The sequence below is a fragment of the Adhaeribacter pallidiroseus genome (assembly GCF_003340495.1).
Classification (GTDB): Bacteria; Bacteroidota; Bacteroidia; order Cytophagales; family Hymenobacteraceae; genus Adhaeribacter; species Adhaeribacter pallidiroseus.
This window is the reverse complement of the sequence record NZ_QASA01000001.1, coordinates 885,907-899,020: the sequence shown is the minus strand read 5'-3', so window position 1 is coordinate 899,020 and position 13,114 is coordinate 885,907. Positions and strand designations below refer to the sequence as shown.

9 protein-coding genes are annotated in these 13,114 nt (G+C 39.9%); 3 read left to right on the top strand and 6 right to left on the bottom strand.

What is annotated here, in order from left to right; all coding sequences use genetic code 11:
• Window positions 1–213 precede the first annotated feature (213 nt).
• The 3 genes from AHMF7616_RS03355 to AHMF7616_RS03345 form a co-directional block, all read right to left on the bottom strand.
• A complete protein-coding gene (locus AHMF7616_RS03355) occupies window positions 214–1,050 on the bottom strand; it encodes a purine-nucleoside phosphorylase (protein ID WP_115371595.1) in 837 nt (278 codons plus the stop codon).
• Between the two features lie 127 nt (window positions 1,051–1,177).
• Entirely contained in the window at window positions 1,178–2,944 is a 1,767-nt protein-coding gene (gene sppA, locus AHMF7616_RS03350; RefSeq protein ID WP_115371594.1) for a signal peptide peptidase SppA, read from the bottom strand.
• Between the two features lie 149 nt (window positions 2,945–3,093).
• Entirely contained in the window at window positions 3,094–4,365 is a 1,272-nt protein-coding gene (locus tag AHMF7616_RS03345; RefSeq protein ID WP_199474073.1) for a replication-associated recombination protein A, read from the bottom strand.
• A gap of 334 nt (window positions 4,366–4,699) precedes the next feature.
• On the opposite strand from AHMF7616_RS03345, the gene AHMF7616_RS03340 reads away from it, so the two are divergent.
• A complete protein-coding gene (locus AHMF7616_RS03340; RefSeq protein WP_115375442.1) occupies window positions 4,700–5,953 on the top strand; it encodes an exo-beta-N-acetylmuramidase NamZ family protein in 1,254 nt (417 codons plus the stop codon).
• 290 nt (window positions 5,954–6,243) lie between these two features.
• Here AHMF7616_RS03340 and lpdA read toward each other — a convergent pair whose 3' ends face one another.
• The gene (gene lpdA / locus AHMF7616_RS03335) at window positions 6,244–7,638 is read right to left on the bottom strand and encodes a dihydrolipoyl dehydrogenase (protein ID WP_115371593.1); all 1,395 of its coding nucleotides are present in this window, start codon (window positions 7,636–7,638) and stop codon (window positions 6,244–6,246) included.
• A 283-nt stretch (window positions 7,639–7,921) separates the two neighbouring features.
• On the opposite strand from lpdA, the gene AHMF7616_RS03330 reads away from it, so the two are divergent.
• Window positions 7,922–8,629, top strand: a complete 708-nt coding sequence (locus AHMF7616_RS03330) for a tetratricopeptide repeat protein (RefSeq protein ID WP_115371592.1) — start codon at window positions 7,922–7,924, stop codon at window positions 8,627–8,629.
• Window positions 8,630–8,895: 266 nt separating this feature from the next.
• On the opposite strand, the gene AHMF7616_RS03325 is transcribed toward AHMF7616_RS03330, so the two are convergent.
• On the bottom strand, window positions 8,896–10,116 hold the full coding sequence (locus tag AHMF7616_RS03325) for an alginate lyase family protein (RefSeq protein ID WP_115371591.1): 1,221 nt from the start codon (window positions 10,114–10,116) through the stop codon (window positions 8,896–8,898).
• Between the two features lie 1,363 nt (window positions 10,117–11,479).
• A complete protein-coding gene (locus tag AHMF7616_RS26300; protein WP_158546087.1) occupies window positions 11,480–11,656 on the bottom strand; it encodes a hypothetical protein in 177 nt (58 codons plus the stop codon).
• A 549-nt stretch (window positions 11,657–12,205) separates the two neighbouring features.
• On the opposite strand from AHMF7616_RS26300, the gene fabG reads away from it, so the two are divergent.
• Window positions 12,206–12,952 (top strand): 3-oxoacyl-[acyl-carrier-protein] reductase, encoded by a 747-nt coding sequence (gene fabG / locus AHMF7616_RS03320; protein ID WP_115371590.1) that lies wholly within the window; start codon window positions 12,206–12,208, stop codon window positions 12,950–12,952.
• Window positions 12,953–13,114: the final 162 nt, after the last annotated feature.

The window sequence follows — 13,114 nt, the reverse complement described above, 5'->3', positions numbered from 1 at the left end:
AAACAAAAAACAGGCGCTTGTTTTTTATTATTACAGCCAGAGTGGAATTTGTGTTTTATTAATTACAGAAGGAAAAACCACTTAGAATAGTGCCTTTAAGTAAGAATATTCTATGAATTATTTTAGTTAGCCTGCGGGTATGCCCTATTTTAAGAGAGCCATAAAAAAGAAAGACAGATTACGTAGCTGCCTTTCTTTTTATATTAAAATCTATTACCATTCTTTTACCAGAGGCGGCCCTTGTAATTTTATTAATTCTTTTATTAATAGGGTAAGGTTGGGTTCGGCTCTAGCGGCAGCGGCCAGAATATCCGCAATTATTACTTTTTTAATTTTACCCGGCACGCACATGTCCGTAATTACCGATACCGCAAAGCACCGCAAATTCATGTGGCGGGCGGCAATGACTTCGGGCACCGTAGACATGCCCACGGCATCAGCTCCGATTAAGGTTAAGTAACGGTATTCGGCTTTTGTTTCCAGCATTGGTCCGGGCACACTTACATAAACGCCGGTGCGAAGGGTAAGCTGAGTAGAAGCAGCAATCTGCTGAGCCTGAGCAATTATTTCGGCATCGTACACCTCGCTCATATCCGGAAATCGCGGACCAAGTATATCCTTGTTGGGCCCAATTAACGGGTTAGTAGGTTGTAAATTTATGTGGTCCGTAATAACCATTAAATCGCTGGTATTAAATTCCGGATTTAAGCCGCCTGCCGCATTAGACACAAATAACTTTTGCACGCCCAGCATTTTCATCACCCGCACCGGAAATACTACTTGTTCCATGCTGTACCCTTCGTAGTAATGAAAGCGCCCCTGCATTACCACTACCGGACGGTCGGCAATCTGACCGAAGATTAATTTACCCGAATGACTCTCCACGGTAGAAACCGGAAAATGCGGAATCTCGTCGTAAGGGATGCTATATTGGATATCAATTTCGTTCACCAAAGCGCCTAAACCGGTTCCCAGGATAATTCCGTAGGCCGGCACAAAACTATTGGTTTGTTGTATCAGGAAATCGGTAGCGTCTTGCAGTTGCTGCATGATTTGGTTGGAAGGTTTTAAGGTTAGAAGGTTGCAGGTTGCAGGTTACAAGTTTAAAAAGCTGGATGGTTATTATTACATAATTTAAAAAAATAACAATTCAGCAATCTAACCTATTAGCCAATAATTATTGCACTTTCAATTCAAAAGGCAAGCGGGCCTGAATGCCTTGCAGGCGCGATACTTTTTGCAGTTGCTCAAAGTACGGATATAACTCACCTAGTTCGGCGCGGATGCTGCGGGTTTTTACTTCTTTAGTGGCTTCACCCATAAAATCATCCAGGAAAGAACGCTGCGCCGGTAACTTTTTCAGGCGGTAGTCATTTTTTAAATTGGCCCGAGCCGCAGCAATTTTAACGGCTTCATCCAAGCCACCTAATACATCCACCAGGCCCCGTTCTTTGGCTTCGATGCCCGACCAAACCCGACCGGAAGCAATTTTTTGGAGCTGAGCTAAGGGCATATCGCGACCTTTAGCGGCTTTAGAAGTAAAATCGGTATAAATTTTTTCTACTTCGCGTTGCACAATGCGTTTTTCAAAATCGGTCATTTGGCGGGTTACCGTGGGCAGATCCGAGAATTTGCCGGTTTTTACCCGGTCCAGGGTAATGCCTAATTTGTCGTTTAAGAAACCTTGGAAGTTAGGAACAACACCAAAAACCCCAATGCTACCGGTAATGGTATTGGGTTGGGCCACAATGGTATCGCAAGCCATCGCCATGTAATAACCACCCGACGCCGCGTAATCCGACATGGAGGCAATAACCGGTTTTTCTTTCCGGGCCAGCATGACTTCCCGCCAGATTACATCCGAAGCCATGGCGCTACCGCCCGGCGAATTAATACGTAATACAATGGCTTTTACGGCTTTGTCTTTCCGGGCTTTTCTAATTTCGCTGGCAAACTTGGTTCCACCAATCGATTCGTCGTCGCCTTCGCCGTTTACAATATCGCCGGCGGCGTAAATTACGGCAATGCGGTTTTTAGAATAATCTCCTTCGGCGGTACCGGCTACTTTGCGGTATTTTTTTAAAGAAACCAATATCATTTTAGAATCTGCGTCTAAACCCGACCGCTTTTTCATGTAATCCAGGGCTTCGTCGTAGTAGCCTACGTTGGTAATTAAGCCAAATTTTAAAGCATCTTCGGGGCTGTGCACCAGCATCGAGTCCGAAATATTCTTTAGTTCGGCTACCGACTTGTTCCGGGATTTGGCTACATTTTGCAGGTAATAATTATTTAAAGAATTTAAAAAAGAAGTAACCTGTAACCGGTTGGGCTCGCTCATTTTATCGAGGAACAGGGGTTCAACGGCGCTTTTAAATTCACCTACTTTAAAAATGTTTACATCAATATTCAGCTTTTCGAGCATATTTTTAAAAAACATGGTTTCGGCGCTTAAACCATTTAACTCAAAAGCTCCCTGCGGATTGACATACATTTTATCGGCCACCGAAACTAAGTAATAAGCTTTTTCGGAGCAGATATCGTTATAAGCCACCACAAACTTTTTGGATTGCTTAAAGTCAATTAATTCTTTCCGGATTTCTTCCAAGGTAGCCATGCCGGCATCAACCATTTCTACATTCAGGAAAATGCCTTTGATGTTCTTGTCGCTTTTCGCTTTGCGGATGGAAGCTTTAATTTCGTCGAGGCCGTAACCGCCCGAGCCAAAACCGCCCAAGGGTAATCCTAAATCCTCGAAAGGATCTTTCGCTTGCCGTTCGGTAATCGGCTGATCGAGTTTTAACTCCAATACCGAATTTTTGCTAATAGTGACTTCGTCGCCGGAAGCAGAAGAAGCCGCAATACCGATAATGATGAGAAAAAATAAGAAGAAAAATAAAAATAAGCCCACAATGGTGGCTAAGGTGTATTTTAGAAACTGTACCATGATAATTTATATTTAACGGCAGCATGTCTGCCGGTAGCAATACCGGCTCAAGCTACTAATAGTTTAACGAAAATAGTAGTTTTAGTCTTATAATATTCCGGAGGAAGCAAAACCCGAATTTTTTTAAATTTTTGCTGGGCAACCGCCTTTTAATACTTGTATTTATCGCCCCACATGTTATGCAAAATTTTGCGGGTTTCGTTTTCGCGTGGGTTATTACCAGGTTCGTAGAAAACCTTGCCTTTTATTTCGTCGGGTAAAAAGTCCTGGGCCACAAAGTTGTGGGCGTAATCGTGGGCGTATTTATAACTTTCGCCGTACCCAATTTCCTGCATGAGTTTAGTGGGCGCATTGCGCAGATGCAAAGGTACCGGCAAAGCACCGTTTTTCCGGACGTGTTCCTGCGCCGCCCAAATAGCCGTATACGTCGAATTACTTTTGGGCGAAGTAGCCAGAAAAACCGCTGTTTGCGACAAAATAATGCTGCTCTCGGGGTAACCAATAACGTTTACCGACTGAAAACAGGCATTGGCCATTAATAAAGCATTGGGGTTGGCATTGCCAATATCTTCGGAAGCCAGAATGAGCATGCGCCGGGCAATAAACTTAGGATCTTCGCCGCCTTCAATCATGCGGGCCAACCAGTAAAGCGCTGCATTCGGGTCGGAGCCGCGCATGGATTTTATAAAAGCCGAAATAATATCGTAATGGTTTTCGCCGGATTTATCGTACAACACAATGTTTTGCTGCGCGATTTCTTTAACTTTTTCATCCGTAATAATTACGTCTGTTCCAGGCGAAGCTTCCACCACAATATCGAGCAAGTTCAGCAGTTTTCGGGCATCGCCACCCGAAATAGTAAGTAAGGCCTCGTACTGCTCTACCGTAATATTTTTCTTTTGCAGGTATTCGTCTTCCTGAATCGCTTTGTTTATGAGCTCAATTAACTCGTCTTTACCCAGTGATTTTAAAATATAAACCTGCGCCCGGGAAAGTAAAGCCGAAATAACCTCGAAAGACGGATTTTCGGTGGTAGCCCCAATCAGCGTTATAATTCCTTTTTCTACGGCGCCCAGCAAAGCATCCTGCTGCGATTTATTGAACCGGTGAATTTCGTCGATGAACAAAACCGTACCGGGGCGCTTTTTGGCGTGGTCAATTACTTCCCGGATATCTTTTACGCCGGAGTTTATGGCGCTTAAGGCTACAAAAGGTTGCTTTAACTGCGAAGCAATAATGTTGGCCAGGGTGGTTTTACCCACGCCCGGCGGTCCCCACAAAATCATCGACGGAATCATGCCGGATTCCAGGTAACGGCGTAATACGCCGTTAGGTCCTACTAAGTGTTGCTGACCGGCAAACTGCTCCAGGGAATGCGGACGCATGCGTTCGGCCAACGGTATTTTAGCGGTATTTATCATGTAAAGTTTGCGTATAATTTATTTAAAAAGTGGCTGGGTCTAAATAACAAACGGGCTAGCCACTTCGCCGGCTCTGGCTGTTTTTTTAAATATTTACTAAAAAGCACATCATCCGGAAGCCCAAATAAACCGGAATAACTTTGCTCCGGAGCAAAAAATTAAAATTTCTATAAAATAAACTTCTTCCTTATTAAACCGGTCTGCCTATTTTTGAATAAGAGCAAGTAGGCTTAAAAGTGCATGAAATTAAAAAATAAATTTCTTTACCTTCGCTGGTAAACCTGGGTAAATTTCTGGTATTGTTTTTAAAACGGCTTTGGTTAAAATTGTAAAAATGAAAGTAAACAAAATATTCTTCAGCGGCTTGATCTTATTGGTCTTTTTCCTGACGGCCTCTATCACTTGCCGCCAAACGGCCACTCCTACCGCAAAACCTATCGTACCTCAAACAGCAGCTAAACCCATTACCGGCGCCGACCAAACGGATAAGTATATTTCCTATTTACGTGGCAAGCGGGTGGGACTGGTGGCTAATCCCACGTCTGTTATCGGGAAACAAGCTACCGCCGACAGTTTACTGGCCTTGGGCATTAACTTAAAAAAAGTATTTGGGCCGGAACATGGTTTCCGGGGCAATGCTAGTAACGGCGCTAAAGTACAAGATGAAGTGGATGCCAAAACCAACTTACCCATTATTTCTTTATACGGTAAAACAGCTAAACCTACCAAAGAACATTTAAGCGATATTGACGTGCTAATTTTTGATATTCAGGATGTAGGTTGCCGGTTTTACACCAATATCAATACCCTGGAGTACGTGATGGAGGCCTGCGCCGAGAACAACAAAGAACTGGTTATTCTGGACCGGCCTAACCCTAACGGTTACTTTGTTGATGGACCCATTTTGGAAGACTCCTTACGGTCGGGCATTGGTAAGCACCGGATTCCGATTACGCACGGCTTAACTATTGGGGAATTTGCGCAATTTTTAAATGGTGAAGGTTACATCGAAGGTAAGGCAAAGTGTAAACTTAAAATTATTAAAATTGCCAATTACACCCACGCTATGCCTTATGAGCTACCCGTAAAACCATCGCCTAATTTAAATACGCCACAATCTATCCTGCTCTACCCCAGTTTGTGTTTATTCGAAGGTACTATTATCAGCCAGGGCCGGGGCACTCAAATGCCTTTTACGGTTTTGGGAGCGCCCGCTTTAAAAGGTAAATTCCCATTTTCGTTTCGGCCGGTGAGTATTCCGGGCATGTCCGAAACGCCTTTGCACCAAAACCAGGATTGTTACGGCTTGGATTTACGTAATTACGATACCGGCCTGCTTCGCAAAAACAAACAAGTAAACTTAAAATGGTTAATGGAGCTTTATCAAGCCTACCCGGAGAAAGAAAAGTTTTTTGATTTTACCCAAAGCAAGCAAATGGGCAACTTTGACAAGCTGGCTGGTACTACGCAATTGCGAAAGCAAATCATAGCCGGTGTGTCTGAGGCAGATATCCGGAAAAGCTGGGAGCCAGGCTTAAGTAATTACAAACAACTCCGAAAGAAGTACTTACTATATCCGGACAATTAAATTTAAATCCGGCTGTAGTCTTTATTTGGACAAATCTTACAAATATTGAAAATTTAAGAATGCACCAAAGTGCGCTTTTGTTTCAACCGGGATGAGTAAAGCAGTAAAACCTTGGAATCTAGTATTTGCCTACTTCCTAATAAACCTACGATTACAGAATTGATTATGTAAGTATTATCTGTTAACCAAATTTTTAAATTTTAAAGCAGATTTAATGTTATTTAAAAAGCCGGAAGATTACTCCTCCGGCTTTTTAAATAACATTAAATCTGTAACTTACAACCTTTAATTTATAAATGAATTACCTCGTCGTAAGCGGCAGCGGCGGCTTCCATAATAGCTTCAGACATGGTAGGGTGCGGGTGCACCGATTTTATAATTTCGTGACCAGTAGTTTCCAGTTTGCGGGCTACTACTACTTCGGCAATCATTTCGGTTACGTTCGCCCCAATCATGTGGGCACCCAGCCATTCGCCGTATTTGGCGTCAAAAATCACTTTTACGAAGCCATCTTTTACACCGCCAGCACTGGCTTTACCCGAAGCAGAGAACGGGAATTTACCTACTTTAATATCAATACCTTGTTCGCGGGCTTGCTTTTCGGTTAAGCCCACCGAGGCAATTTCGGGAGCGCAATAAGTACAACCAGGCAGGTTTTTATAATTCAGCGGTTCCGGATGATGACCCGTTATATTCTCTACGCAAATAATGCCTTCGGCCGAAGCCACGTGCGCCAAAGCGGGCCCCATTACAATATCGCCAATGGCGTAAATGCCCGGCACATTGGTCCGGTAATATTCATCCACTACTACCCGGCCTTTTTCTACTTTAACGCCGGTTTCTTCCAAACCAATGCCTTCCAGGTTTGTAGCTACGCCCACCGCCGATAATACTACATCGCAAGTAATGGTTTCTTCGCCTTTCTGGGTTTTGATTTTTACGACACAACCTTCGCCACTGGTATCTACCGCTTCTACCGAAGAGTTGGTTAATATATCAATGCCCGATTTTTTAAAAGACTTTTCGAGTTGTTTCGACACTTCTTCGTCTTCTACGGGCACTACGTTGGGCATGTACTCTACAATGGTTACTTTGGTGCCCATAGCATTGTAGAAATAAGCAAACTCTACTCCTATCGCCCCAGAACCCACTACAACCATCGATTTAGGTTGTTTTTCCAGAACCATCGCCTGGCGGTAGCCCACAATCTTCTTTCCGTCAATGGGTAAGTTAGGCAATTCGCGCGAACGGGCACCAGTAGCCAGTATTATGTGCGCCGCTTCGTACGTTTCTTTTTTATTATCGGCAGCCGTAACTTCTACTTTTTTGTTGCCGAGTAATTTTCCCGTGCCGGCAATATGATCTATTTTATTTTTCCGGAATAAAAACTGAATGCCTTTGCTCATGCCATTAGCTACGCCGCGGCTGCGGGCAACTACAGCGGCAAAATCAGCGGAAGCATCGCCAACTTTAATACCGTAATCCTGAGCATGTTTAATATATTCAAAAACCTGGGCACTTTTTAATAAAGCTTTGGTGGGAATACAACCCCAGTTTAAGCAAATTCCTCCTAATTCTGCTTTTTCTACTACACCTACTTTCAGGCCAAGTTGCGAAGCACGGATAGCGGCTACGTAACCACCCGGTCCGCTGCCAATCACTATCAAATCGTATGCTGATGCCATTTTTTTGGAATTATGTTTCTGATTAAGTGGCGCAAAGTTAGGCTATAATCTGTATTTCCCAAACAGATATTTAGACTCTACAATCTGAATAAATGTAAATTTTATAGAAAAAACCTTATATTTAAAGAAACTAATATTGATTAAATATAGTACGTACAATTTGAGTGAAATTAATTACTATGGTGTTTTATTTTAAAAATCGCTGGCACGAAAATTTCCTTTTTACATAAGCCTGTAGTATTTAGTCCAACTAACGATTTATATTGATTTCTTTACAATATTTATGAAGTACATTTTAATTACTTTTTTAGCTTTAGTTTTATTAACGGCCTGTTCGCCGCGTAACTATAAATATCATTCCCGGCAAGCAGCAGTTAAATTTCAAAAACAAGATTATTCAGGAGCCATAACAGAATGGACAAAGGTTATTGAAAAAAAATCTAATTACGCCACTGCCTACAAGCGGCGAGGAATTGCCTATTACGAATTAAATGATTATCAGAATGCTTTACTGGACTTAAATCAAGCTATAATCTTAAATAAATATGATTCAGAGTCTTTTAAATACCGAGGTGATATTCAAATGAAATTAGATAAATTAAAAGAAGCTATTCAGGATTACAATCAAGCAATTACGTTAAATAACGAGTATGCCAATGCCTACAATAATCGCGGAATTTGTAAGGCCAAATTAAAAGACCATGCTGGTGCAGTAAACGATTATAACCGTGCTATTTTGTATAAACCAGATTATGCTGTTGCTTATCAGAATAGAGCGAACGCCCGTTTCCGGGTAAAAGCTTATCGCGAAGCGCTGGAAGACTACAATAAAGCGTTAAACTACAACAGTAACTTGCCCGAAGCATATTTTAACCGTGCCCTGATTAATATAACTTTAAAGCAAAATCAGGATGCCTGCCGGGATTGGGCTAAAGCGGAAGAATTAGGAGTTCCTAAGGCTGGAGATTATCGGAAGCGCTATTGTAAATGATAAAAAAACTAAACAAATACGGCGCATTTGGTTTATAGTGCTTTAAATATTAATAAACAACCTCTTAGATTTCAAAAAATTTAAAACCAAGATAGTCTTTAATAAAGTTAAAAGGGTTACTAACGGTAACCCTTTTAACTTTATTAAAGACTATGGAAGAGAGGAAGCAATACTGCAATAGTTGAGCATAAAAACATTTTTTAATGATTCATCTATTGGATTATAAGATTCTAAAGAATTTTTTCCTTCAGAAACATTACTTATTTTTAGTAGTAACGAGAGGTTAACATTTCTGAATAAGAGCCCGCCATAAAACGAGCGTGGTCACTAGAAAGAACTGACTCTAAATTTAAATCTTTGTAAATAGCAGAACCTGTTCTGGCTGCCGGAGTAAAGTATTCTTCCTTAAATTCTCCTATCTGATCGAAAGACCAAGGCTTTATTTTAGCACCATAAGGCACCATCCACTGAAATGCTTTTTTTAAGCTCTTACCACTAGGCGAAGTATACTCCCACAAGTTAATTCCTGCACTCTCGGCTACACTCGCTAGATTAAACCATCCTTTTAAGTTTTTATTGCAGTAAGTCCAAGACTTAGTTCGGGCTAGCTCGTAAATTTGTTCTCCGGTTACCTTTAATTGGGCATCCAGACGATTGTAAGCCTGCGTTTCTAGTAATGATTTTGCCAATGTTCTGTTACCGACAAAAAGAGCGTAGGTCACAATCTGAAGATTATAATAGGTGCCAATATTGTTTGGAGCCAAACTCGCTTCTATACCGCCCGCACTTGTTATCAGCCAGTTTAAGTATTGACTGAACCAACCTTGTAGAGCTGCTTGGTTATCAGAAGTCCAGGAGCTAGAACCCGCTAGTAACTGTACCCCATCCAGTAACTCAGGTAATTGTTCGGTATCAATCGTACCGGTGCCATATACTTTATTGTCTCCTCTAATCATCTGGGCATATTTTAAGTGAGGATTCATACGAGTAGCGCTGTTCAGGAAAAATACTTTTAATAATTCGGCTGCCTTCTGAGCATATTTTTCATCATTGGTAAAGTAATAACAAAGTCCCAACAAACGAATATCCTTACAGAGGTCCCGTAAATAAGTATTATCTTTTATAGCATTTGCTTCCGGGTTTGGCTGCCCATCCTTCCGGATATAAGGTAATTTATTAGAAGTATTAGGGTTCGGCCACCAATAAGGAGCTAAGCTGGTATAATCATTTTTATCTCCACTAGGCGGAGTAAGGGATTTTGTAACCACCGAAGTAGGGATTCTGGTAAGCGAAGGGCCTGCAGAGGAGATAAGTACTTTAAGAGCGGCTAAACATTGCTCATTACCTGCATTAATTTTATACTTATTCTCCATCAAAACATCCCCATTCAAAATAAAGGTATTTGGCCTTACTTGAGCTATAATGTGAGATGAGAAAGCTAAAGTAAATGCTAGTGAAAGAGAAATAAATTGTAAAAGTTTCTTCATAACTAATTATTAAAACCTGAATGACAATGCAAAAATACAAATTAAATCATATATCATCAAAATAAATTATGTAGGTAAAATTGTACTTTAAAGTAAAATCAAATGCACAAATTGCCTATTATTACCCTTTTAGCCATTATTTAACAATTTTATTTATCACTAATCACAGCACGACATCCCACAGCACTTTAAATCAATGTCAGTAAAAGTCAATTCTACAAACCTGCTTTATAAACTCAATTACCATTCTTATGCGTATTTGATCAGTTTTTCCATTCTAATGCTAGTTATCGGCTACCCATTTATAGGCCTGCTAGCTCCTTGATGCAAGAAGTTTTGGTTTGTTCTAAAAAGTATCTATTTAGGTTTATTGAAAAATGGCACAATATTATATATATAATATATAATATTAACATCGAATTTTCATAATGAACTCAACCAATTACCAACTGGATTATTCCATACAAGTTAATAACTCGGTTATAGAACGAGGCAAATTGTTAACAAAGGGGAACATAAGTATTCTTAGTAGAATTTTATTTTTCTTCAACACCTACTTATCCAAACAAGTAAGCGGTAAAACAACTACTAATAAGAAATTAACAAGAAAATGGCAGACTAATAAGCTACCAAATTTTTGCTTAAATATCCACAACCACCAAAATTAAATAGACTATATTATGGAATGGTTGCAATGGCCTTTAACGCTCATTTTTGTAGCAGGGGCAGTACGGGCAGTGTACGAATGGATAAAGCAACGAGGAAGAATAAAAGCAGGAAAACGTAGGAAATACAACGAAATATAAAAGAAAGCCTTACGCCCATACGGCTTAACCACGTATTTATACCAACCTATTAGAGGTGTAGCGAGAAAAAGAAGTTAAAAATTAATGAATGGTTGTAATCGAAAGAAAATTCTAGTTCTAGTTTGGTAATTTAATAGAATAAAGTAGCCTCTTCCTCTAGGCAAACAGCGGGTGAAAACAAATTGTAACGGCAAATAAAATTGATTAGTCTGGACTTGTACCTAGTTTCTAAATTAGTTACATCTAATCTTTAGAAACTAAAACAGCAAATAGCTTTAATTAACTTATATATACAATTAAACTCCAGACTGAAACAATATTTCGCCATTATTATTATCCTATTTAATTTTGCCAAATAAGCACACTAATATTTTAGTTATTAATTAACCTGATTTTAAACTATTTACAAAACTTAAAATTTTTATATTTGACTTTAATTGCTTCTGAAAAACTGTATGCAATAAGTATAATTAGCTTTTTTCCGGTTTAAGCATGCAATAAGACTGTTTTCAGAAAAAAAACAAATAATTAAAATGCCCTAAGAAGGGGCTTTTTAATTATTTAAAGCGTTTCAAAAATTGCAGAACTTCTCTTTTGGGGTTTTTCCGGGATTTTATGTTTAAAAAATTAGCACCTGGGTGTACATTAACTAAGGCCTCCGCTAATAAGTTTAATCGCTCATCCATCGCGTCGTATTCAGCTTCTTTTGTGATTGTGTAAAACTTTGATTCCATATATTTTTATATTTATAATTCTGATACAACAAATCTAAACTTTATCGTTCTAGCATTTTGTCCTATTTATTAAAATATGAGGTTTCAACAAATAAAGGCAATACTTATCTTTATAAATTTAAAATTTTAGTAACCAGCAAACGAAATCCGAACCTATAAGAGCAGTTTAAACAGCAAAAAAGCTCTTAAGCAGCATTTCCGCATTACCAATAAAGTACCAGAATGCGTAGCACTGTCTTACCAGATAAACACCTTGTTTCATTAGAGTTTTGCCTCACGATAAGGTTAAATTAAGTGTAGTTATCATAGTTTATTTAAAAAAATTTGTCTTTGCATATTCTGCTAAGGAGCTATTGCCATTCGGTCGCTTTTTAATTCGGATGCAAACAATTAATTAGATTTGCTTTAATTTGCATTTTAGTTTCTGTGAGTAGCCAGAAATAAAGTTAAGTTTAAGTAATAACCCCTTTAATCTTTAAAACACTATTGAAAACCATGAGTAAGCATTTACTCATTTCTTACCGACGTTTTAATGGCAAATGATTTACTATGAAATTACTGGAAGGAAAAACAGCTTTGATTACAGGTGCCTCTAAAGGTATTGGCCGCGCTATTGCTCAAAAATTTACCGAAATGGGTGCTCAAGTGGCATTTACCTATTTATCCAGCGTAGAAAAAGGACAAGCGCTGGAACAGGAGTTAGCTGCCAGCGGCGCCAAAGTAAAAGGCTATCGCTCCGACGCCTCGGTTTTTACCGAAGCTGAAAAACTGATTGATAATGTAGTAGCTGATTTTGGCCGCCTGGATATATTGATTAACAATGCCGGTATTACCAAGGATGGTTTACTCATGCGCATGACCGAAGAACAATGGGATTCGGTGTTAAACGTGAATTTAAAATCGGTTTTCAATCTTACCAAGGCAGCCACAAAGGTAATGATGCGCCAAAAGTATGGTTCTATTATAAACATGACCTCCGTAGTAGGAATTAAAGGCAATGCGGGCCAAGCTAACTACGCGGCTTCTAAAGCGGGAATAATTGGATTTACTAAATCGGTAGCGCTGGAACTGGGCTCTCGCAATATTCGCTGCAACGCCATTGCTCCCGGTTTTATTGAAACCGAAATGACGGGCGAACTTGGGGTAGCGGTGATAGAAGAATGGAAAAAAGCAATCCCGCTTAAACGTGGCGGCTCCCCCGAAGAGGTTGCTAATTGCGCTGTTTTCCTGGGCTCCGACCAATCGGCCTACATTACCGGACAAGTATTGCAGGTAGATGGCGGTTTACTGACCTAGGTTTATACTTATTTGGTTGTTAGTTATTGGGGATTTGTTGCTGGAGATAAAATTTATTTTTTATCTTACTACCTAATTTCAAGGTTTATTATCAATTAAAACTAATTTTCTGCGTTTAAGATAATAAATAGACCTACTCGTTGGTAGCATGCAACGAGCCAC